General features: G+C 70.6%; 17 protein-coding genes. 13 read left to right on the plus strand and 4 right to left on the minus strand.

What is annotated here, in order from left to right; genetic code table 11:
- Positions 1-118 precede the first annotated feature (118 nt).
- The 7 genes from VKA29_RS29930 to VKA29_RS29960 all read left to right on the plus strand — a co-directional run bounded on the left by VKA29_RS29930 (position 119) and on the right by VKA29_RS29960 (position 8,630).
- Positions 119-1,213, plus strand: coding sequence for a hypothetical protein (locus VKA29_RS29930; RefSeq protein ID WP_324789128.1), 1,095 nt, complete (start codon positions 119-121; stop codon positions 1,211-1,213).
- A gap of 46 nt (positions 1,214-1,259) precedes the next feature.
- Positions 1,260-1,706, plus strand: coding sequence for a hypothetical protein (locus VKA29_RS29935; RefSeq protein WP_324789129.1), 447 nt, complete (start codon positions 1,260-1,262; stop codon positions 1,704-1,706).
- A gap of 216 nt (positions 1,707-1,922) precedes the next feature.
- Complete coding sequence (locus tag VKA29_RS29940; protein ID WP_324789130.1) at positions 1,923-2,234, plus strand: hypothetical protein; 312 nt, start codon at positions 1,923-1,925, stop codon at positions 2,232-2,234.
- Positions 2,235-2,241: 7 nt separating this feature from the next.
- Positions 2,242-6,630, plus strand: coding sequence for a DUF6531 domain-containing protein (locus tag VKA29_RS29945; protein ID WP_324789131.1), 4,389 nt, complete (start codon positions 2,242-2,244; stop codon positions 6,628-6,630).
- Positions 6,627-6,941, plus strand: coding sequence for a hypothetical protein (locus tag VKA29_RS29950; RefSeq protein WP_324789132.1), 315 nt, complete (start codon positions 6,627-6,629; stop codon positions 6,939-6,941). Before VKA29_RS29945 ends, VKA29_RS29950 begins: the two co-directional genes overlap by 4 nt.
- 110 nt (positions 6,942-7,051) lie before the next feature.
- Positions 7,052-7,414, plus strand: a complete 363-nt coding sequence (locus VKA29_RS29955) for a hypothetical protein (protein WP_324789133.1) — start codon at positions 7,052-7,054, stop codon at positions 7,412-7,414.
- Positions 7,415-8,087: 673 nt separating this feature from the next.
- The gene (locus tag VKA29_RS29960; protein ID WP_324789134.1) at positions 8,088-8,630 is read left to right on the plus strand and encodes an HIT family protein; all 543 of its coding nucleotides are present in this window, start codon (positions 8,088-8,090) and stop codon (positions 8,628-8,630) included.
- 14 nt (positions 8,631-8,644) lie between these two features.
- Here the strand turns inward: VKA29_RS29960 and VKA29_RS29965 are convergent, their stop codons facing one another.
- Genes VKA29_RS29965 through VKA29_RS29980 form a run of 4 tightly spaced genes read right to left on the minus strand, consistent with a single transcriptional unit; the run spans position 8,645 to position 11,912 of the window.
- Positions 8,645-9,412, minus strand: coding sequence for a hypothetical protein (locus VKA29_RS29965; protein WP_324789135.1), 768 nt, complete (start codon positions 9,410-9,412; stop codon positions 8,645-8,647).
- Positions 9,409-10,521 carry a thiamine-phosphate kinase gene (gene thiL / locus VKA29_RS29970; RefSeq protein ID WP_324789136.1) on the minus strand — a complete coding sequence of 371 codons (1,113 nt, stop codon included), beginning with the start codon at positions 10,519-10,521 and terminating at the stop codon, positions 9,409-9,411. The genes VKA29_RS29965 and thiL overlap by 4 nt, the downstream gene beginning before the upstream one ends.
- Positions 10,522-10,524: 3 nt before the next feature.
- Entirely contained in the window at positions 10,525-11,208 is a 684-nt protein-coding gene (locus VKA29_RS29975) for a (d)CMP kinase (RefSeq protein WP_324789137.1), read from the minus strand.
- A gap of 20 nt (positions 11,209-11,228) precedes the next feature.
- On the minus strand, positions 11,229-11,912 hold the full coding sequence (locus VKA29_RS29980; protein WP_324789138.1) for an HIT family protein: 684 nt from the start codon (positions 11,910-11,912) through the stop codon (positions 11,229-11,231).
- A gap of 317 nt (positions 11,913-12,229) precedes the next feature.
- On the opposite strand from VKA29_RS29980, the gene VKA29_RS29985 reads away from it, so the two are divergent.
- The 6 genes from VKA29_RS29985 to VKA29_RS30010 all read left to right on the plus strand — a co-directional run bounded on the left by VKA29_RS29985 (position 12,230) and on the right by VKA29_RS30010 (position 23,741).
- Positions 12,230-12,730: a class I SAM-dependent methyltransferase gene (locus VKA29_RS29985; protein WP_324789139.1), complete on the plus strand. Its 501-nt coding sequence runs from the start codon at positions 12,230-12,232 to the stop codon at positions 12,728-12,730.
- Between the two features lie 128 nt (positions 12,731-12,858).
- A complete protein-coding gene (locus tag VKA29_RS29990; RefSeq protein ID WP_324789140.1) occupies positions 12,859-13,329 on the plus strand; it encodes an ATP-binding protein in 471 nt (156 codons plus the stop codon).
- Between the two features lie 257 nt (positions 13,330-13,586).
- On the plus strand, positions 13,587-17,489 hold the full coding sequence (locus VKA29_RS29995) for a hypothetical protein (RefSeq protein ID WP_324789141.1): 3,903 nt from the start codon (positions 13,587-13,589) through the stop codon (positions 17,487-17,489).
- Positions 17,489-20,218: a BREX-2 system phosphatase PglZ gene (gene pglZ, locus VKA29_RS30000; RefSeq protein ID WP_324789142.1), complete on the plus strand. Its 2,730-nt coding sequence runs from the start codon at positions 17,489-17,491 to the stop codon at positions 20,216-20,218. Before VKA29_RS29995 ends, pglZ begins: the two co-directional genes overlap by 1 nt.
- Entirely contained in the window at positions 20,215-21,564 is a 1,350-nt protein-coding gene (brxD, locus tag VKA29_RS30005) for a BREX system ATP-binding protein BrxD (protein WP_324789143.1), read from the plus strand. The genes pglZ and brxD overlap by 4 nt, the downstream gene beginning before the upstream one ends.
- Entirely contained in the window at positions 21,561-23,741 is a 2,181-nt protein-coding gene (locus VKA29_RS30010) for a DEAD/DEAH box helicase (RefSeq protein ID WP_324789144.1), read from the plus strand. Before brxD ends, VKA29_RS30010 begins: the two co-directional genes overlap by 4 nt.
- Positions 23,742-23,758 lie beyond the last annotated feature (17 nt).

Below are 23,758 nucleotides of genomic sequence, written 5' to 3' on the forward strand. Positions count from 1 at the left end.
CACGCGAACACTTTGCGTGCGCTACCGTCACCTCAGCGCACCACACAAAACGGCCCCCGCGACGGCTGCAACCGTCCGCGAGGGCCTGGACCACCAGTGGAAGTCGAGACCTCCCACAGTGATTTACCGGCACTTTATCGCGCCCCCGCGCGCCTTCACGCAGTTCTCCCACGACCTCATCCGGCACCCCCGGCTGTCCTCCGACGCCGTCCGCCTCCTGACCTGGCAGCTCTCCCTGCCCGAGGGCGCCCGCGAATCACTCTCCCGGACCGCCGAACGCGCCCGCATCGGAGGCTGCGCCTTCACCCGGGCCAAGCGGCAGCTCAAGGACGAGGGCTTCGTGCACGAGCGGCGCGTCCAGGGGCCCGGCGGGCACTGGGTCACCCAACAGCTCGTCTCCAACGTGCCGTTGAGCCCGGGGGAAGCCGCCAAGCTCCTTGCCCGGATGCCCGTATCGCCGCAGGTCGCGCCGAGTGCCCCGAATCCGATCGTCGGTGAGCGGACTGGTCGGCTCACCGACGGTCTTCCCCACCGCAACACCCGTGGGAACACCTCCAACCAACCCCCCGAACCCCCCGAGGACGCACCCGATGCCGCCGAAGCCGCCCAAGCCCCCGAAGCCCCGCACCCCTCGCCAGCCCCGCAAGCCGCGGACTCCCCGCAAGCCCAGGAGGGGGTAGGCCACGACCACGAGAACCACCGGCCCGATCCCCCGCTCCCCCACCTCGACCAGGCCCGCGCCCTCGTCGACGCCTTTCCCGCCCTCTCCCCCGACCTGCGGCACATCCCGCGCGCGATGCACGCCGAGCTGACGGACCTCACCGCCCGCTGGCTGGCCGCCGGCCACCCGCCCGCCACCGTCCGCCTGCACATCCTGCGCGGCCTGCCCGACGACGGCACCCCCGTCCACCGCCCCGGCGGCCTGCTGCGGCACCTCCTGCGCGACGTACCGCCCCCGACACCGCCCGCACCGGCACCGGCAGCCGCCGCGTCACTCCCGCGCACCCCCGACGCCGGGCAGCCCGGCCCCCATCCGTCCCCGCGCCTCTCCGCCCGTCTGATGGGCACCCGTGAGTGCGCGGGCGACCACCTGCAGCCGACACTGTTCCGGCCCGTCGGCGACGAGACACTGTGCCGTCACTGCCTCAACACCCCGCCGGCCGAACGCAGTCGACACGCACCGCCCGCACCACTGCCCCAGGTCCCCGCATGACTCTCCTGACTCCCCGTTGTCAGCGGCCCCTGGCAGGATGCGCGCCATGGGAGCGAGAGACGACAGCGACGAGGCGTACGTCATCGGCCTGTGCAACCGGATCCTCGGCGAAACGGCCCTGACACAGCACCGGTTCGACTGGCTGCTCGGGGACCCGGGAGCCGGGGGCAGGCGGGTCAGGCTGCCGGTCGACGCGTACTGGCCCGGTCACCGGCTGGTGGTCGAGTACCGGGAACTCCAGCACGACCGGCCGGTGCCGCACTTCGACAAGCCGGACCGGCTCACCGTGAGCGGTGTCCACCGGGGTGAGCAGCGCGCCCTGTACGACGCGCGCCGTGAGACCGAGATACCCGCCCACGGGCTGCGGCTGGTCGTGATCCGGCCCGCCGACCTCGACGCGGACAAGCGCGGGCGGCTGCGGCGCGACGAGACGGCCGACCTGCCGGTCCTGCGGCGGATCCTCGCCCAAGCCGGCGACGAGGACCGGGTATGAGGTGACGGGGGCGGCAGGGGCGGTGCGTACGCTGGACGCGGGACTCCGGGCTGTTCCGGCCCGTCGGCGACGAGACACTGTGCCGCCGCTGCCTCACATTTCACGAGCCGACCGCCTTTACCCCTGCTTGACAGCCGCCTTACCTCGCGCATAACCGCCTTCAATAGTGTCGTGAGGTTGGCATGTGCACAGCGTGAATAGCGGGGGGTGGGTGGCGTGTCGGACCTGAAGAAGACAGCCACGTCCATGCACAAGGCGGCGACGGGGCTACGGCATGCGGGGCATCACACGGCGAAGCCGTTGCAGGAGTTCAGGGCTCAGTCCCACGACCTGGGCGCGCTCGGCGCACTCGGCTCGCTGCTCAGCGCCACGGACGAGATCCGCAAGGGCATGACCACCCTGACCAGGCTGACCAAGGCGCTGGAAGAGGAGTGGGAGGCGGAGGCGAAGCTGATCGGCGAGGTCTCCGACGCCTTCGACCTGCTGGATGTGCTGATCGCTGCCACGGCGCAGGAAAAGAAGGGCTGAGCCGGGCGTGGTCGACCTCAACCCCCTCCACTACGTCAACAAGTTCAACCACATGTTCGGCGACTCCATCGCCAGTGGTCTGGAGTTCCTGGGCATCTCGGATCCGGCGGTGGACCCGGACGGGGTGCGGGAGATCGCCAAGAAGTGGCGGCATCTGGCCACCGGCCTGGACGACGCCGCGGAGGCGTCCCGCAAGGCCGTCGCCGAGGTGGAGTGGGAGGGCAAGGCGGCCAAGGCCTTCGACAAGCGCTCCAAGGCCGCCCGCAAGCAGGCCAGGGAGATGGCCCACTCGCTGCGCGAGGGCGCCAAAGCTCTGGACGACTTCGCGGACAAGGCGCACGAGTTGCTGTCCGAGATCGGGGTGATCCTGGCGGAGATCGCCGAGTTCGAGATCGCGGGCCTGGCCCTGTCGATCCTGACCGCCGGCGCCTCGGAGGTGGCCTCCACCCTCATGGCGGGCGAGCGGGCGCTGAAGGTCGTGGCGCTGATCGGCCGGATCGAGGAGGAGGGCACCGCGCTGGGCTCCGTCATCCGCGGGGTGATGGAGGTCATCCGGGGCGTGGAGCGGGCGCTGAAGACGCTCAAGGAGATCCGGGGCGTGGCTGCGGTGGCCAAGATGGCCAAGGGTGGCGCCGAGTTCACGGCGTTCGAGACGCTGCTGCAGGATCCCTCCGCGTTCAAGGACCCGGAGAAGCTGGCCGGGATCCTGGCCGAGGGCGCGGTGATGGGCGTCGGCTTCGGCGTCCTGGGAAAGGCCCTGGGCAAGGGATTGAAGGCGCTGGGCCCCGCCGCCTTGGCCAGGCTGAGCAAGGGCATGGGGCTGGACTGCGCCGCCTTCGAGCGCCTGAAGCTGAACCCGGGCTTCGACAAACTGCCCGCCTCCGTCCGCAACATGGTCAAGAAGTTCGTGCGCGACCCGATCGACGTGGCCACCGGCGACATGGCCCTCACCCGCACCGACGTGAGCCTGCCGGGCGTGCTGCCGCTGATCCTCACGCGCACGCACCTCTCCTCCTACCGGTGGGGCGGCTGGTTCGGCCCCACCTGGGCCTCCACCCTCGACCAGCGCATCCAGGCCGACGACGAAGGCTTCGTCTACGCGGCCCCGGACGGCGCCCGCCTCTGCTTCCCCCGCCCGGACCCGGAGACCAACGACCCCGTCGGTCCGCAGACGCCCGGCTCCCGCCTCACCCTGTCCTGGGACACCGAGACCGACGGCGCCGTCCGCGTCACCGACCCCGACACCGGCCTGACCCACGTCTTCCACTCCCCGGTCCCGGCGGCCGACGACACCGCCGTCGACCTGCCCCTCCAGCACATCACCGACCGCAACGGCAACCGCATCACCGTCCACTATGCCGACGGGGACATCCCCGCAGCGGTGATCCACTCCGGCGGCTACCGCATCGCCCTCGACCACGACCGGTCCCGCTCCCGCATCACCGGCCTGCGCCTGCTCGGCCCCGCGCACCCGGACCGCCCCGGCACCACCCTGCTCACCTTCGGCTACGACGAGCAGGGCCGGCTGACCGAGGAGACCAACTCCTCCGGCCTGCCCATGCGTTACACCTACGACGCCGAAGGCCGCATCACCTCCTGGACCGACCGCAACGACACCACCTACTGGTACCGCTACGACGACCAGGGCCGCGTCACCGCCACCGGCGGCACCGGAGGTGCCCTCGCCTCCACCCTCACCTACGACACCGCCACCCGCACCACCCGCGTGACCGACTCCCTCGGCCACACCCGCACCTACGAACACAACGAGAATCTGCGCCTCATCCGCGAAACCGATCCGCTCGGCAACGTCACCACCCGGGAATGGGACGACAACCTGCAACTGGTGGCGGTGACCGACCCGCTCGGCCACACCACGCGCTACGGCTACAGTCCCCGTGGGCGAGTGGTCACGATCACCTTTCCGGACGGCCGTCGAACGACCGCCGAATACGGTGACTTCGGCCTGCCCACATCGGTGACCGGCGCAGACGGCGCCGTATGGCGTCTGGAGTACGACGAGCGGGGCAACCGCACCGCTGTGTCGGACCCGTCCGGCGCCACCACACGCATCGCGGTCAACCGGGCGGGTCACCCCACCTCCACGGTCGACCCGCTCGGCAACACCACGCTCATCCGCTGTGATGCCGCCGGCCTGCCGCTTCAGGTCACGGACCCGCTGGGAGCCGTCACGACCTATGAGCGCGACGCTTTCGGGCGTCCGATCGTGATCACAGATCCATCCGGGGCCACCACGCGGCTGACCTGGACGACCGAGGGCAAGCCGGCCCGTTCCGTCGGCCCGGACGGAGCCGTCGAGTCGTGGGGCTATGACGCCGAGGGCAACTGCATCAGCCACACGGACGCGATGGGAGCCGTCACCCGGTTCGCCTACACCCACTTCGACCTGATAGCGGCTCGTACCGGTCCGGACGGTGCGCGCCACGAGTTCATCCACGACACCGAACTCCGCCTCACGCAGGTCATCAACGCACAAGGGCTCACCTGGGACTACGCCTACGACCCCGCGGGACGCCTGATATCCGAGTCCGACTTCGACAACCGCACGCTCACCTACCGTCACGACGCAGCAGGTCGCCTCGAAAGCCGTACCGGGGCCATGGGGCAGACGATCCGCTACGTGCGCGATCCACTGGGCCAGATCCTGCGCAAGGACGTCGAAGGCGCGATCACCACCTACGACTACGACCCCGCCGGCCGGCTCGTCCTGGCGGTCGGGCCGGATGCGACCCTGGCTCTGGAGTACGACAACACCGGTCGGGTGCTGTCCGAAACCATCAACGGCCGGACCGTCCGCCATGAATACGATCCTCTGGGTCTCCGCACGAAGCGCACCACGCCCAGCGGATCAACCAGCCACCGGGATTACGACGCGGCGGGTCACCTCGTCGAGTTGGTGACCGCCGGCCGGTCGTTCCGCTTCGAGTACGACCCGGCCGGCAGGGAACTCTCCCGTCGCCTGGACGGCACCGTGAGCCTGGCGAACACCTACGATGCCGCGGGCCGTCTGACTTCTCGATCAGTACGCGACGACGTCGGCCGAATCGTTCAGGCACACACCTATGCCTACCGGCCGGACGGAAACCCTTCCCGCCATGACGACCTGCTGAACGGAGTACGCTCCTTCGACCTGGACACCGCGGGCCGGGTCACCGCCGTGCAGGGCCGGGACTGGACCGAAAGGTACGCCTACGACGAGGCCGGAAACCAGACCCGGGCGACATGGCCGACAGCTCATCCGGGCCAGGAGGCGACCGGCTTCCGCTCCTACACGGGCACCCGCATCACCAGCGCGGGGAACGTTCGCTATGAACACGACGCACAGGGACGCATCGTCCTTCGGCAGAAGCGTCGGCTGTCCCGCAAACCGGACACCTGGCGCTACACATGGGACGCCGAAGACCGGCTGGTTTCCGTGGTCACCCCGGACGGCAGCCGATGGCGCTACACCTACGACCCGCTGGGCCGCCGCATCGCCAAGCAACTGCTCGCAGCCGAAGGCGATTCAGTCGTCGAACAGGTCGAGTTCGCCTGGGACGGCACGACCCTCTGCGAACAGACCGCCGTCTCCGCCGCTCAACCGAACGCCGTCACCCTCACCTGGGACCATCTGGGCCTGCAGCCTGTGGCCCAGACGGAACGCATCACCGCTGCGGAGGCGCCCCAAGAGGAGATCGACGCCCGGTTCTTCGCCATCGTCACCGACCTCATCGGGACACCTACCGAACTCGTCGACGAGCAGGGCGACATCGCCTGGCGAACACGCAGAACTCTGTGGGGATCGACCGCGTGGGCTTCGGACAGTACCGCGTACACGCCGCTCCGCTTTCCGGGCCAGTACTTCGACTTCGAAACCGGCCTGCACTACAACTACTTCCGCCACTACGACCCCGAGACCGCACGCTTCCTGACGCCCGACCCCCTCGGCCTGACGCCGGCCCCCAACCCGCTGGCCTATGTCCCCAACCCCCTCGTCTGGATAGACCCGCTCGGTCTCGAGGCCTGTACCTATCCGACCGACGCCGACACTGTGCCGGGCATCGTCTTCCGGGCTCTGAGCGAGGGAGAAGACCCCGCACTCGGCCTCACGGCGCGAGCACCGGACAATATCAATGTGTCTCCCTTGTCCCATGTAGCCGGCAAGAAACTGTCCCCTTGGATATCCACGGCCAAACTGCCGAGCGTCGCCTTCGAGAAGTACAATGGCGGCCACGGGGTTGTGGCGATCGATCTGTCGAAGATACCGGGACGCGTCGAGGATGTTTCCGGTGGATTCCCGGGCAAGGGGCGGATCGACCTCTACGCAAAAAAGGACCAAGAAGTCCTAATATTCCAGAAGATACCACGAGAAGCGATCATTGGAGTTTGGGAGTGAAGCATTCCGACCCCCAGGTACTGGAGGCGCTCGACCTCGCATGGGATCCCGATCAAGGGCCGCTGGGGAAGCTCAGGGCAGGAGACTTCGACGCAGAACTCGCCCAGCGGTACATCGATCTGCTGAAATCCATCGAGGTCCCGGAAGGCGAGTCTCTGCACCAGGATTTCGTCAGGCTCCTCTGGTTCGCTCCCCTGTTCACCGAGTGGCAGATCGAACGGGCTGTGAAGCGTGGGGCCGACCAGCAGGATCTCTCGAATTTCTGCGACCTGGTCAGGGAATGCGTGATGGAAATTCTCGGCACGCCCTGAAGGCCAAGGGGGTGGGCGTTCTCAGATGATGGGCGCGATGCCTGACCGCTTCCTTCATTGCTTTCCGGCCCCGGGCGCCGCGCCGCCGGAAACATCGACAGCGATTTCACATGGAACGTGAGACTTTGCAGCGCCTGCTCCGAACGGGCGGCCACGTTGCGCAGCAGTGCGCCGACGCCCTGGCACAGGGCGCAGAATTCGAACTGTGGCCGGACCGGGCGCCAAAAATGCGCTTGGTCTCCCTCTACGCCCGCAGAGAGCGGACGCTCCAGAAGACCGGCCAGCCTTCCATTGGATTCACTGCGGCTGTCGAGGATCTCCGCGCATACCCGGGAGAAATCCTGCTGACGGGATACGTCGACGACCGACCGAACGACGGCTACCACTTCCAGATCTTCACCGATCCATCGATGGAGACTCTGATTGCCTGCCTGGGCGTGAGGCCGTCCCCGGACGAGCCTCCGCCTACCTGAACGCCATCTTCGGCAAGCGCCGGCTCCAGGACGCCGCGGCCACCCGCCGGTCGGCCTGCGCGCGGAGCCGGGGCTCGTCCCGCCCTTCCCGTCCGGTCGCCTCGCCGCTCTCCGCGAGCCGTGACGGACCGGCCACACGGCCTGGCGCACTGCACACCATGCCGACACCGATGCCGGTCGGAGACGGAACCGTAGCCGCAGGGTAGGCCCGACACACGTCAACCGAGTCTCGAACGGCACCGGTTGCCTCCTGTGAGTGAACTGGCGCCGCACCTTCCCATCCTCGGACCACCCCACCCCTTTTCGTGCGATACCGTCGCCTCCGCAACCAGCCGGTCCGCACCGCAGCGATCGCCGGCTCAGCCCCCGGTCCCCGAAACGCACCGGTAGGACTTTCTGAGCGTGCGGCCTGCTCGCACCCACGCCTCACCGTGTCAGGCGTGGAGGACGGCTAGCGTACCGCCGAGGATTTCGCTACCGTTCGAGGTGCTAACCATCAGTCCACCCAAACTCATCACCATCGCCCGATTTTTGATGAAGTGCATGACTGTGGACGGGGCACCCGGGGCTGTGCGACAAGAGTTCCCAACAACACCCCACAAGCCCGTCTGCCGCGACATCATGGTGCGTGCGCGGCTACACGGAGTCGACCTCAGAGAGAATGGAGCGAGCGATGGACCAGGAACGGTCGGACGCCGAAGGAATTTTCCCCTCGCTCTTCAGAAGGTTAAGCCACTGGATTCGACGCAGTTCGGCGGAGACCGATTCCGCATGCATTTTCTGCCGGCGGAACCAACCCGATCTGAACAGGATCCTGCAGCAGAACAAGACGTTCTACGTCCGCTATGACAACTTCCCGGCCACCGCCGGCCATGTGGAGGTCGTTCCCAAACGCCACGTGGAGTCCTTCTTCGAGCTGACCCCCAGAGAGGTCAAGGACGCCTATGCCCTCATCCTCGCCACGCGGGAACGCCTCACGGAGGAACACGGCGACCTCGACGGGTTCACCATCGGCGTCAACGAGGGGCGAGCGGCCGGACGGACCGTCGACCACCTGCACATCCACCTGATCCCCCGGCGCTTCGGGGATGTCGCGGATCCCCGCGGCGGAATCCGGCAGGCGGTCCCGAACTGCGAGCCGGACCTCTGGGCCGCCAAGCCCGACGAGGAACCCGGGCTGAGGCAGCTCACCGACGCTCATACCGGCCGACGCTGAGATCCACGACCGGATCACAGGACGTCGAAGTCGTCCTGCCCGATACGGGAGCACAACGAGTTCAGTTCGTGCCAGAAGTCATCCACGTCCATGGCGGCGTGGCCGTGTCGGGCATCGACGCTGACGCATCCGATGAAGTCACCCCCGCGGCTCCTGATCGGGCTCGCGAAGACCGCCCCGCGGTGCGCCACACGCCGGAACTCCGACCAGGTCAGGCCCATCACCGCGTCGGCGCCCCGGGCCTCCCGGTACCGCTCGAACTCCTGTTGGTCCGTCAGCCGGTCCGCCAGTTCCCGCACGTCGAAGGAAACCTCCTCGTTCCGCTTCCAGCAGAGGCCCACGACGCCCACCCCTTTGGTCGGCGCGAAGGACCTGGTGGCCGGGGTGCTTCCGAGGCGATACGTGACGGTGCGCCGGAGGTACCCCCGCAGCGGATGACGAAGCGAACGCTGGATCTGCCACACATGCAGCCCCAGATCACCCGTGTCCACGGGCGGCTGCGCGTTTCGCGCCACGGCCAGCATCTTGCCGAAGTGCGCCAGCACCTGCTGCCGGACGACGACCCGGCGCCCCACCCGCTGCCGGTCCGCGTAGCTCTGGAACGGGGTGAGGGCGCCGAACAGGGCGACCGTGCAGACGAGCGTGACGACAACATACGGATGGTTCAGCATCGCGTCGGCCCAGAACTGCTTGCTCGGCAGGTCGTACTGCCGGGCTATCAGCACCAGAGATGCCCCGAGCAGTATCGACCGGTCCAGGAACTTGGCGGTCAGCGCTCTCATCCGGACTGCGGGTCGGACGAGCCGGAGGCCAGCAGGCTGACGTCGGACTTCTGGTGCTTCCACGCCACCCCGGGCAGCGGGCGCGTTCCCTCATCACTCACCGCCCACGCCTCTCCGTCGTCGGTGGCTTCGCCGATCACGAAGAATTCCAGCCCCATGGCCGCGAACTCCGCGCGGCACGCCTCCAGATCATCCGGGGCAAGGGTGAAGGCCAACTGGAAGTCGGACGAGGCGCTCATCGTCAGAGCCAGCGGATCGACCTGCATGAGGTCCGCGACCATGCGCACCGCGGGGTCGACGGGGACGTCCCGCTCCGTGACGCGGAAGCCCACCCCGCCGGCCTGCATGATCTGCTCGATGGTGGCCTTGAGCCCGTCAGAGGTGTCCTGGCACGACGTGGCGAACGGCTTCTCGGCCAGGACACGTCCCTCGGCGACGCGGGCCCGGGGCCTGCGCCAACTGTCCAGGAGCCTTTGCGCCGCGTCGGCAGGAAGCCTGCGAGGCAGGAAGGAGTCCTCCTTCGGGAAATACGCGACCGCGGCTCCGAGCAGGCCGCAGGCGCCGGTGACACAGAGGAGGTCTCCCGGCCTGGCGCCGCTCCGTTTGAGTACCTTGCCCGGCCGGCAGACGCCCAGGGCGGTTCCGGAGAGGATGACGCGCTCGGCGTTGCCGATGTCGCCGCCCACGTTGAGGGTTCCGAAATCGGTACACGCCTGATGGATTCCGGCCATGACCTCGCGGAACCCCGCATCGTCCAGCTCGTGCGGGTAGCGGACGACGCTGAGCAGGCCGATGGGTGTCGCGCCCATGGCGGCGATGTCGCTGATATTGGCCGCTGCCAGGTAATAGCCGATGTCGAAGTCCGATAACAGGCCCATTTCGTGGAGAATGAATTTCGGGCCGCGGATGTAGTCCGATCCCACGACGAGGGTCACCGGCGAGCCGATTTCATACACGGCGCAGTCGTCCCGCACGTCCGCGCCCATGCTGAGGACCACGTCCAGTCCGTCCGGTCCCACACCGGCTCCGGACTGGCCGCTGAAGAATTCGCTGACCAGTTGCTTCACCCGTGTCGGCTCATCCGAGTAGACCGGTTCCTGGGAGCTCACGATTCATCGCACCTTTCTCTGAGTACCTGGCGCCGAGGCGTTCGTCAGCCTGTTCAGGGCGCATGTGGACACCGCCGAAGCGGGAAGATACGTCGTGTCGATCTCGATGGAGTCGGGGAGCGACCGGACGGCGGCCCGGTTCTCCTCGTCGCGCTGCGTGGGCGGGCCCACTGCCGTGGAGCGGTCGCTCCGGTCGCGGTACTGCGCACGCCGCCGCTCCCTGCGCACGGCCAGACTGGCGGTCAGGTAGATCCGCAGACGCGCCGCCGGCAGGAGAGTCATGGCCACGTCTCTGCCGACGGCGACGACATCGCCGTGCTTCTCGACGATGGCCTGATGCATGCCCAGGATCTCCTCGCGCCAGGCGGAATCCCCTGCGACCGCCTTGAGTCCGCCGTCCAGGGACATGTCCCAGATGTCCTCGGTGATGTCCTCACCGTGCAGGAGAATGGCGTGATCCTGCACCACCTCTCCCGACCTGTCATACACGACGGGCCGGTGCTCCAGAGCGGAGTGCAGTCGGGTGCGCAGGCTCTCCGCCGGCTCCCGGGAGAGAGCGTAGGCCAGGCTTCGATAAGTGAGTCCGGTATCCAGGAAAGCCAGTCCGAGGGACTGGGCAAGACATGTGGCCAGAGTGGTTTTTCCACTGGCCGTGGGTCCGTCGATGGAAATCGAGATGCGCGGCACGCGCCGCCCTCCACATGTGCTCAGAATGACGTCCCCACGGCCGGCAGGGCGTCCCGCCAACTCCTGGTGAGCGTCATGGTCTCGCGGAGCATTTCCTTGCGGACGACCAGGGCGTAGTCCCAGAGCGGGTCGGGGATGTCCAGCAGACGGCCGACGACGGAGCGCAGATACTGGCTGCGCATGGGGGTATGCCCGTCGTACACCTTGTATTCGCCCTCATGGGCGCAGAGAAAATACGGCTCGCCCCGCAGGGCCGCCAGGCCTTTGATGTCCGCGAGGGAAACAGCGGGCAGCCCGTCCGCCGCTATCAGAGAATCGACGTGATGACCGTCGACGGGCAGTATGTGCCAATGTGCGTGAGAAATGCACGCGCGTGTCCGCATGGCGGCGGAGGATCCGTGCTCAAGTATCGTAAGCGGTCCGAAGACACTTCGATATAAGGAGCCTAAGACCGAGAACACGGCCGCCAGTTCACCATGACGCACATCGATGAACTCCGCGAAGCTGAGATAATGTTCGACCGGGAGAAGCAGCAGATGACCGGCACACAGGGGGGACATGTCGGCGATGAGACGGAACCGCGAGGTCTCCCAGATGACACGGCTCGGCGGGTCACCCCCGTAAATCGCCGAGAAAGTGGTGTCCGGCGCACCGGCGATTTCCTCACAGAATTCCGAATCGACACAGCGGAGTCCGCTTTCCATGCCTACCCCTTGCCCAAGGGCTCAGCCGAGGAGAGAATAAAGACGGGAGGACTTTACAGGATGTCGCAGGGGCACACAAGTAAAAAGACTGTCGCTCGCCGAAGTTGACTGAAACAATGTACGTCAGATTACCTGCGCCTTTTCGGCCCTGCCTTCTGCATGGATGGTGAGTAATGCGTGAGGCTGAGAGAAACCACCCAGCGGGTCCAGGACAGAGTAGACGCTCCTCCCCCGCGGGCACGACGGGCTATGGCGCCGCGGCCGAAGATCTCGCGCGCCAGTACGAAAGCATCTCCTTCCAAAATGTCCACGGTGAGATGCTCCCTCTGTTTCCGCCTCCTCCCGCCAGGGTCGCCGACCTGGGCGCGGGGTCCGGCAGGGACGCGGCGGCGCTCGCCGTGCTGGGCCACGACGTGGTGGCGGTCGAACCGACGCCCGAACTCCGCGAGATCGGACAGCGACTGCACGCGGACGCGGCCATCACCTGGATCGACAGCGCACTGCCCGGGCTCCCCGGCGTGCACGGCCCCTTCGACCTCGTGCTGATCGTCGCCGTATGGATGCACCTGGAGCACGGAGACCGGGAGGCAGCGATGACGCGCGTTCGATCGCTGCTGTCCCCGACGGGGCGCGTGCTCATCACCCTTCGGCACGGTCCCGTCCCACCCGGGCGGCATATGTTCGATGTTCCCCTGTCCGAGACGGTCCGGCTGGCGCGCCGCGCCGGACTCGACGTGCTGACGGTCCGCGAGCAGTCGGACCTGCAGCAGCGCCCAGGGGTCTCGTGGAGCGTGCTGCTACTGCGGGCGAGGCTCTGACCGGGCGAAGCACGCGCCTGCCGGGGGACCCCGACAACCCCGACAGATCTGCCTGCCGCCCCCACAGAGCGCCACCGTGGGGGTGTCGTACCTGGTGAGCGGGGGTTCCGCCACGGGATCTTCGGGACATGACCACGTCCCCCCGCCAGGAGCGGCGGTCCACGCTGCCGCTCCCGCTCGCCGACCAGACGGTTCTCTCGTTCCGCTTCACCGCGTCCCCACGCGGCGCCCGGCTCGCCCGCCGGCTCGCCTCCTGCCAGATGGACGCCTGGGGATGGCCGTACGGCAGCCCGGCCCACGACGCCGTCGAGCTGATCGTCGCGGAACTGGCGGCCAACGCCGTCACACACGGCCTGGTCGCCGGGCGGGACGCCGAGCTTCGGCTGAGCCGGGAGAACGGCTGGAGCGTGCGCGCGGAGGTGAGCGACGCACGGGGCGAACGGCTGCCTGAGGCGCGGGATGCCGGAGCCGGGGAGGACGGCGGCCGGGGGCTCCTCCTCGTCGCGGCCCTCGCCGCGGCATGGGGCACGGCCCCTCGCCCCGGCGGTGTCGGCAAGACGGTCTGGGCCGTGGTGCCCGCCCCGTGCGGGACGGGATGAGGCAGCCGCCCGCACCGCACACGTCACACGGCGCCGGTGCGGCCGTCCCCGGAAAACAACCGCCGCCTCCCGCGGCCGGCCTCCGTCACAGTTGAGCACGATCCCTGTTCGGACGGTGACTCTCCGGTCCGCGGTGCCGCCCGTGCTGGCAGGATAGGGGGGAGTTGTAAGGGGCACGGGTTTTCACCGGCGCGGGCCCCGGGGAAAGCCGGGCCACGGGGGCGGCCGGGCGCGTGCCAGGGGAGTGGGAGCGGCTGATGGCCAGGGGTGGCGACACCGTCGTACTGAGGGACGTCCTCGACATCAAGGAGGACGTCTACGCCGGCGACTTCAAGGTCGAGCTGTCCCAGGGGTTCACCGGCAGGGCCGCCGGGCGCGTCGAGGAGTACGTCGTCACCCCGCAGTTGCAGGAGCAGTTCCGCAAGGCGCTGAACCTGGTGCGCGGCGCGGTGCGCAAGAACACCTCCTACGCCGCCTACCTGCACGGCTCCTTCGGCGCCGGTAAGAGCCACTTCCTGACCGTGCTGCACGCCGTCCTCAACAACGACCCCTCCGTGCGGACCAAGCCCCGGCTGCGGGAGGTCGTCGCCGAGCACGACGACTGGCTGCGCGGGAAGCGGTTCCTGATGGTGCCCTACCACCTCGTGGGCGCCGCCAACCTGGACGAGGCTCTGCTCGGCGGGTACGTGCGGGCGGTACGCGAGCGGCATCCGGAGGCGCCCACCCCGATCGTGTTCCGCTCCGACGCCATGCTGGCGGACGCCCGGCGCATGCGGGAGCAACTCGGGGACGACGCCTTCGTCCGGCTCCTCCCGGCCGACAGCGGGGCCGGGGACGACGAGGACGGCGAACTGCAGGTGATCGGCGCCGGCGGGGCCTGGACCTCCGGCGAGCTGGACGACGCCTTCACCGCGCCCGCCGGGGACCAGCGGCGCGAGCGGCTGGTGTCCGCGCTGCTCAGCGGGCCGATGCGGTCGTACGCGGAGAGCGCGCACGGTGACGCGGCCAAGTACGTGCCGCTGGAGACCGGGCTCGCCGCGATCAGCCGGCACGCCCGCGCGCTGGACTACGACGGCGTGGTGCTGTTCCTCGACGAGCTGGTGCTGTGGCTCCAGGCACACATGCGGGACCGCACCTTCGTCAACAGCGAGATCCAGAAGCTGGTGAAGCTGATCGAGTCGGGCGACGCGGACCGGCCCGTGCCGATCGTGTCGTTCATCTCGCGTCAGCGCGACCTGTCCCAGCTCGTCGGCTCCGACGTGCTCGGCGCCGACGTCAAGGCGATGGAACAGGCCCTCGAATACCTCAACGAGCGGTTCGACACCGTCGACCTGGAGGACCGCAACCTGCCGGAGATCATCAAGGAGCGGGTGCTGAAGCCGCTCCCCGGCAAGGAGGCGGTCCTGGAGAACGCCTTCGCCGGCATCGACCGCTCCAACCAGCAGGTCAAGGACATCCTGCTGGACGGAGGCGGCGCCACCCAGGCCGACTGGGCCGACTTCCGGGCCGTGTACCCGCTGTCCCCGGCACTGCTCAACGTCCTCGTCGCCCTGTCCGGCGCCCTCCAGCGCGAACGCACCGGCCTCAAACTCGTCCAGCAACTGCTGCAGCACAACGCCGACGCCGCCGTCGGCCGGCTCATCCCGCTGGGCGACCTGTGGGACGTCCTCGTCGACGGCACCCGCGCCGCCTTCACCGACAAACTGAAGCGCGAGTCCGAGGCCGCCGTGAAGTTCCACGCCAAGGCGCGCGCCCACCTGCTCGACAAGTACGGCTCCGACACGCACACCGACCTTCAGGCCGACGACCGGTTCGTCAAGACGCTGCTGCTGGGCGCCCTCGCCCCCGACGTGCCCGCCCTGCGGCGGCTGACCGGGGCACGGCTCGCCGCACTCAACCACGGCTCGGTGCGCTCCCGCACCGTGCCCGCCGGCGACGTCGTCGTGCGACGGATGCGCGACCTGCAGGCCGCGTTCCCGTCCGAGGTGCGCTCCGACGGCGAAGCCGACCCCGTGTTCTCGCTGCACCTGTCCGACCTCGACATCGAGCCGCTGCTCGACGCCGTCGCCGAGGAGGACAAGGCGGGCGTGCGCCGGGTCTGGCTGCGCGACCGGCTGTGGGACGCCATCGGCGTGCGGGACGGGCAGTTCGTCGCCGAGAAGGAGATCGTCTGGCGCGGCACCCGGCGCGTCGCCGAGTTCGTCTTCGGCAACGTACGCGACCGCGCCGACCTGCCCGACGAGCAGTTCACCCCGGCCACGTCCGGCAACGTGCGGTTCGTCGTCGACTACCCCTTCGACGACGGCGACCACTACCCCAGCGACGACTTCCACCGCGTCGAGGAGCTGAAGAAGGACGGGCTGACCGCCCCCACCCTGGTCTGGCTCACCGACTTCTTCTCCGACCAGCGCAAGGCACAGCTCGGCCGGCTCATGCGGATCACCTTCCTGCTGGAGCGCGACCGGCTCGCCGACTACACCGGCACCTTCCCGCCCGACGACCGGGCCAAGGTCCGGCGGCAACTCGAAGTGGCCCGTGACACGCTCACCGACCAGCTCACCGGGGCGCTCGCCGAGGTGTACGGGCTGGCCCGGCCCACCGACGCCAACCCCGGCCCGGAAGTCCCCGACGGGCGGCACGTGCTCTCGCTCCAGCCGGAGTTTGCGCAGCCCCGCACGGAGGGCGGCAAGGGCTTCGAGGCGAACGCGCAGCACCTGGCCGACGGCATGTTCTCCGCGCTCTACCCCAAGCACCCCGACTTCGGGCCGGACCCCAAGGGGCAGCGCAAGGCGGTGACGGCCGGCGAGCTGCGCACGGCCCTGGAGTGGATCACCCGGGCGATGGACGAGGGCGGGCGTGCCCAGAACGTCGACAGCCACCACCTGAAGACCGTCAAGCGGATCGTGGAGCCGCTGGAACTCGGCACCGTCCACGACGGCCCCCTCGTCATGCGGCAGGACTGGCGCACCCGCATCAACCAGGCCGCGTCCGCGCACAAACAGCGCGGCGACCTCGCCGTCGAGGACATCCGCGCCTGGATCACCAAGGACCTCGGCCACGGCGGGCTCGACAAGCTCACCGGGAACCTCCTCATCGCCGCGTACGCGCTGCTCGACGACCGGGCCTGGGTGTACCAGGGCGGCCCGGAGCGGGAGGCGCCCGCCCTGCACGAGATCGGGCCCGGCTGGTCGCTGCGGTCCCAGCCGCTGCCCGGCGAGGACGAGTACGCGGTGGCCCGGGACCGGGCGGCCCGGCTGTTCGGCGTCACCGCCAAACCGGCCATGTACGCGCGCAACGTCAACCGGCTCGCCGAAGGCATCCGCGCCCGTGCGGAGTCCTGGGAGAAGGACGTGGCCGGGGTGCGGGCGTCGCTGGAGCGGCACGCCGCGCTGCTCGGTCTGGACGCCGAGGGGCAGACCGCGCCGCGTACCGCGATCCTGCGGGAGGCCGCGGGTCTGCTGGCCCGGCTGACCCGGCACGGCAGCGACGCGACCGCGCTGGTGCGCGAGCTGGCGTCGGCCTCGTTCACCGCGACCGAGCGGGACCTCAACACCGCCATGGGCAGCGCCGGCGAGGTGCTGCGGGCGCTGGACGACGCCGCCTGGCCGGCCCTGACGAACGTACGCGGCCTGACCGGCCGTGAGGACGGCGTGGGCGACCGGGCCCGACGGCTGTTCGACGAGATCGCCATCACCGCCCGGGCCTCCGAGTTCGAGCGGTCGCTGGTGCCGGTGCTCGGCGAGGCGGGCGAGAAGGCCAACGCGATCATCAACGCGGCGCTGGCGGTGGAGACCGCGTTCACGCCCCGGCAGGAGCCCGCGCCGGGCGCGCAGCACGTACGGGTCAGCGAGCCGGAGGTGGCGACCCACCACCCCGCGGGCCCGCGGCCGGGGGCGGGCGGCACGGTGGTGCCGCAGACCGGCCCCGCAGCCCAGGCGCCGGACGCCTCCGGCACGCCGCCGCGCGCTCCCCGGCCGGGGCGCCGGGTCGTCGCCGCGGCCGGTGCGACACCGCTGGAGGAGCTGCTGGCCGGTGAACTCGCCGGCGTCCGCGACGACATCCGGGCCTACCTCACCGCCCACCCGGACGCCGCCGTGGAGATCACCTGGCGGCCGGTGGAGTCCGCGGAGGGCGCCGAGAGCGCCGGGGAGGCCCGCTGATGGCGGCCCGGCCCGCCGCCGGGCGGCGCGCCGTCGAAGTACTGCTGGAGACGGAACTGCCCGGGGCCGAAGGCCGCCGCCTCGTGCTGGTCGACGCCGTGTGGGCGGGCAGCGACGAGGAACGCGAGTTCACCGTGCAGGTGGACGGCAGCACGCGCCGCGTCCGCGTCACCGACCAGGACTCGCCGCTCGGCATCGCCGACGCCTGGCGGCGCCACCTCGCCGAGACCGGCCCGGACGGCGACGGCGTCCTCGTCGTCACCGGCACCGTCCCCGCCGACCAGCTCGGCTGGGACGTGCGCGGACACGCGGTCCGCCGCCGGCCGCTGGCCGTCGAACGGGCCGACATCGTCAAGCAGCTGTTCGGAGCCGGCGACCTCGACACCCGGATGGTGCGCGAGACGTGGCTGCTCGACGCGCTCCTGGAGGCCGAACCGCCCGGCGGCTGGCCGCGGACGGGTTCCGTCCTCACCCGCGACCGGGCCGTACGCGCCCTGCTCGCCGCCCGCGTCGGACTCGGCGACGCCGCCGACGACTCCCCGGACCTGGACGCGGACACCCTCTTCGACTGGAGCCGCACCCCGGCCGGGCCGCGGCGCTTCGCCGAGCTGCCGCAGCAGGAGCGCGCCGGGCTCACCGTCTGGCTGGAGGAGGTGGCCGGGCCCGCAGCGCCGACCCTGCTCGCGCTCGCCGCCGACGGCAGCGGCGCCGACGCGCTGCCGCTGGGCGCGCTCGCCTCGGCCGCCCTCGCCTGTCCGGCCGCCGCCGACGCGGGGTTCGCCCTGGGCACCCTCTTCGGCGGAGCACTACGGTCCTTCGACGCGCTGACGCCGTACGCGGCCGCCGCCACCGGAGTGCTGACCCGGTGGATCGCGCAGGCGGAAGCCGGCGGCCCGTCCGGGGCGGACGCCCGCGCCCGGGTGCTGGCCGTGCTGGAGCAGGCCGACCGGCTCGCCGAGACCGCGCGCCTGACCGGCCTGCTCACCGGCGACCGGCTGCTGCCCTCCGGATACCGGGCCCGGCTGCGGACCCTCGCCACCACGCTCGACGCCCGCCCAGCCGCCGCCGAGGCCGCGCTGCGCGACCTCGCGGACCACCAGCTCACCAGGATCCACGCGGAGTCCACCGAGCGGGCACGCACCGCCGTCCGACTCCTGCGCTGGCTCGACACCCCACTTCCCCCGCTGGAGTCGGTCGGCCAAAGCGTGTGCCATCACATGGAGTCCACCGGCTGGGTGGACCTGGCGACCGGCATACTCGCCGAGGGCGACACCTCACGCGACGGCACGGTCGGGGAGGCCTACCACCGGCTCATCGGCCGGGTGCGGGACCGACGCCGGCAACTCGACGAGCGGTTCGCCCGACTCCTCGCCATCTGGGCCGAAAGCGCGTCGCAGCAGGCACCGAACGGGGCGCTGCTGATCGAGGACGTGCTGACGGAGGCCGCCGCTCCGCTCGCCCGGGAGGGCGGCCGGCCGCTGATCCTCGTCCTGGACGGGATGAGCGCGGACGTCGCCGCCGAACTCGCCGCCGGGCTCGACCGGCGGGACTGGACCGAGATCGTCCCCACCGCACCCACGGGACGCCGTCCCGGCCGGCTCGCCGCGGTCGCCATGCTGCCGACCGTCACCCGGATCAGCCGGGCCTCCCTGCTCGCCGGAACCGCCACCGAAGGCGGCCAGGACGTCGAGCGCGCCGGATTCACCGCCTTCTGGAAGAAGCGGCGGCGGACGGCCAGGCTCTTCCACAAGGGAGGCTACGAAGGAGCCGCCGGGCACCGCCTCGCGCCCGAACTGCTCGGCGCGCTCCAGGACGACGACACCGTCGTCGGGGTCGTCCTCAACACCATCGACGACGCGCTCGCCGACGGGCGGGACAACGGACGTGCCCGATGGGGCACGTCCGACATCGCCAAACTGGCCGACCTGCTCGACGCCGCCCGCGGCGCGGGCCGGCCGGTCCTGCTCGTCTCCGACCACGGGCACGTCCTCGACCGCAGCCCGCGCGAGGCGGGCCCCACACCGGCCGACGGCGTGCAGGGAGCACGCTGGCGCACCGGACCGGCCCAGCCCGGCGAAGTGGAACTGACCGGACCGCGCGTGCGGGCGGGCAGCGGGCGGATCACCGCCGCCTGGCGTGACGACCTGCGGTACACCTCCCGCCAGGCGGGCTACCACGGAGGCGCCTCACTCTCCGAGGTCACCGTGCCGGTCCTGGCGTTCGTCCCGTCCGGCAGCGAGATCCCGTCCGGCTGGACGGCGCTGCCCGCCGAGAACACCGCCCCCGCATGGTGGCGCGGCGGCGAGACGGCCGAACCGCCACAGCCCGCCGCGGTACCGCGCGGCAGGGACACCCGCAGGCGGCAACCGCAGTCCGAAGGGCTGTTCCCGCAGCCCGGACACGGCACACTCGGCGAGCGGACCGTGCGCAGCAAGCCGTACGAGACACAGCGCGAGTTCGTGCGCAACGCGCCCGGCAACGCCGCCGTGGCCGCGGCACTCGACGCGCTGCTCGAAGCGGGCGGCAAGCTGTCGCCAGCCGCCGTCGCCGCGGCCGCGCAGTCGGCCACCGGCAGGTCGGAGCGCAACCCCCAGCGCTTCGTCACCATGCTCGAACGCCTGCTCAACATCGACGGTTACCCGGTGCTCCAGCTCGTGGAATCCGGGCGCACCGTCCACCTCGACAGGGAGCTGCTCCGGCAGCAGTTCACGGAAGGCACGCAGGCGTGAGCACCCCGACTCCCCGACCTCCCGGCACCGCCGGGATCAGCGCCGCACGCGCCCGGGACGTCGTCGACGCCCTGCGCCGCGGCACCGTGCCGCAGCAGGGACTCGGCCTGTTCGCCGTCGGCCTCGACCGGTTCGCCGACGCCCTGGACGACGACCTGTCCACCGTCGCCCGCGGCGGCAGCGCCTTCCACGCACTGCGCGGCGAGTACGGCTCGGGAAAGACGTTCTTCGCCCGCTGGCTCGCCGAACGGGCCAAGAAGCGGGGCCTGGCCGTCAGCGAGGTGCAGATCTCCGAGACGGAGACCCCGCTGCATCGTCTGGAGACCGTCTACCGCCGGCTGACGGAACGACTGACGACGTCCACGCATCCGCCCTCCGCGCTGCGCGCCGTGATCGACTCCTGGTTCTACGCCCTGGAGGAAGAAGTCATCGGCGCCGGGGACGCCGCCGAGGACGACGAGGCCGGACTCGCCCGTGCCGTCGACACCCTGCTGGAGCTGCGGCTGACGGACGTGGCCCGCACCACCCCCGCCTTCTCCGCCGCCCTGCGCGGCTACCGCGAGGCGGTCGCGGCGGGCGACGGGGCACGCGCCGAGGCGCTGATCGCGTGGCTGGGCGGACAGCGGTCCGTGGCCGCGTCGGCCAAGCGGGCCGCCGGGGTGCGGGGCGACCTGGACCACTTCGCCGCACTGGGCTTCCTGCAGGGCCTGCTGACCGTACTGCGGGACTGCGGGCACCCCGGGCTGCTGCTCGTCCTCGACGAGGTGGAGACCCTGCAGCGGGTGCGCGGCGACGTACGGGAGAAATCCCTGAACGCCCTGCGCCAGCTCCTCGACGAGATCGACGCCGGACGGTTCCCCGGCCTGTTCCTCGTGATCACCGGCACACCCGCGTTCTACGACGGTCAGCAGGGCGTGCAGCGCCTGGCACCGCTGGCCCAGCGGCTGGCCACGGACTTCACCACCGACCCGCGCTTCGACTCCCCGCGGGCCGTCCAGCTCCGCCTGCCGGGCTTCGACCTCGCCTCGCTCGGCGAGCTGGGCCGCAAGGTACGCGCGGTGTACGAGGCCACCGCACGCCACCCCGAGCGCGTCGCCGGACGGGCCGACGACGCCTACCTCGACGAACTGGCGCGCGCCGTCACCGGTTCCCTCGGCGGCAAGGCCGGCATCGCGCCCCGGCTCTACCTGCGGAAACTGGTGGCCGACGTACTCGACCGGATCGACACGTTCGACGACTTCGACCCCCGCGTCCACTACACGCTCACGGTCAACACCACGGAACTCGACGAGGTGGAACGCAACGCCGCGGCGAGCGCCGGGGACGTGGACCTGGAGCTGCCGTGAGCGCCGACGCGCTGGACCTGCTGGACCCGATCCTGACCCACCACATCGTCAACACGCTCGGCTGGCGCTCGCTGCGCCCGCTGCAGGAGGAGGCGATCGGGCCGCTGCTGTCCGGGCAGGACGCCGTACTGCTGGCCCCCACCGCCGGAGGCAAGACCGAGGCCGCCACCTTCCCCCTGCTCACCCGGGCCCAGCGGCACGGCTGGAAGGGCACCGGCATTCTGTACGTCACTCCGCTGAAGGCGCTCCTGAACAACCTGCACCCGAGGCTGGAGACGTACGCGGGCTGGGTGGGCCGCACCGCGGAGCTGTGGCACGGCGACATCGCGACCAGCAGACGCCGCCGCATCCTGGCCCAGCGGCCGGACCTGCTCCTCACCACGCCGGAGTCGCTGGAGGCGATGCTGGTCAGCACCCACGTGGACCACCGCACGTTCTTCTCCGGTCTGCACAGTGTGGTGGTCGACGAGGTGCACGCCTTCGCCGGTGACGACCGCGGCTGGCATCTGCTCGCCGTGCTGGAGCGGCTGCAGCGGATCGTCGGGCGGCCGGTGCAGAGGGTGGGCCTGTCGGCCACCGTCGGCAATCCGCACGAACTGCTGGACTGGCTCCAGGGGTCGGGGCGGGGCCGACGGCCCGGGCAGGTCGTCGCACCCGGCGTGGCGCTCCCCGGATCCGGCACCGTGGCGGCCCCGCCCTCGGCTGCCGAGCCCTCAGCAGCCCGGCCCACCACGGCTCCCCCGCCGGGCGACATCGAGCTGGACTACGTCGGCTCCGTCGCCAACGCGGCCACGGTCGTCGCCGCCCTGCACCGGGGCGAGAAGCGCCTGGTGTTCTGCGAGAGCCGCCGCACCGTCGAGGAACTGGGCGAGCAGCTCAGACTGCGCGGCGTCACCACGTTCCTGTCCCACGCCTCACTGTCGGCGGACGAACGACGACGTGCCGAACATGCCTTCGCGGAAGCCCGGGACTGCGTGATCGTGTCCACCAGCACCCTCGAACTCGGCATCGACGTCGGTGACCTGGACCGGGTGATCCAGCTCGACGCGCCGCAGACCGTCGCGTCGTTCCTGCAACGCCTGGGCCGTACCGGCCGTCGCCCCGGCACCCGCCGCAACTGCCTCTTCCTCGCCCTCACCGACGCCGGTCTGCTGTCCGCGGCGGCCCTGCTGCTCGCCTGGTCGCGCGGCTGGGTGGAACCGGTGACACCGCCTCCCGAGCCGCGGCACCTGGTCGCCCAGCAGGTGCTCGCCCTGTGCCTGCAGGAACACCGGGTCGGGGAGAAGCTGTGGCAGGAATGGTGGGGCGGACTGGACACCTTCGGGAAGGCGGCCGAGCCCATCGTGCACCACCTGGTGGAGCAGGGTTACCTGGACCGGGACGGCGGCCTGCTGTTCATCGGGCCCGAGGCCGAACGGCGTTTCGGGCACCGCCACTTCATGAACCTGACGGCGTCGTTCACGGCCCCGCCGGAGTTCACTGTGCTCAGCGGGCGGACGGAGATCGGCCGCACCGACCCGGACCTGCTCACCGAGGAGGTCGAGGGGCCGCGGAAGCTGCTGCTGGCGGGCCGCAGCTGGCTGGTGACGTACATCGACTGGCGCCGCAGGCGCTGCTTCGTCGAGCCCGTGGACGAGGGCGGGCGTGCCAGGTGGAACGGCTTCGGCCCGGACCGTGTCCGGTCGTTCACCCTGACCCGTGCCGGGCGGGAGGTCCTGCTGGGCGCCGCCCCGCCCGTCGTCCTCACCCGCCGCGCGCAGGCGAAACTGGCCGAGGCACGCGACGCGCACCGGGACGTGGTGCACCCGGCCGGTACGGTCGTCACCCGCCGGGGGGACGGCGACGTGCGGTGGTGGACCTGGGGCGGACACCGGGCGAACGCCACACTGGCCGCCTCCCTCCCCTCCGTCGTGCTGCCGCACCGGGTCACCGACGACCGGTTCGTGAGGCTGCGTGACGACGTGACCCCGCAGACCTGGCGGGCCGCCGCAGCGGACGCCGGCAACGGCGTGACGCTGCCCGAGGTGGACCTGCGCGCCGTTCGGGGCCTGAAGTTCGCGGAGGCGCTCCCCCCACGGCTCGCGGAGGCCACCCTCGCCGCCCGTCTGGCGGACACGTACGGGGCGCGGGCGCTGCTCGCGGAGCACGTCAGGTTCCTGGTGCGCACCGACGGCTGACCGGACCCGCCGCGAAC

It is taken from the genome of Streptomyces sp. H51, assembly GCF_035656535.1.
GTDB lineage: Bacteria > Actinomycetota > Actinomycetes > Streptomycetales > Streptomycetaceae > Streptomyces.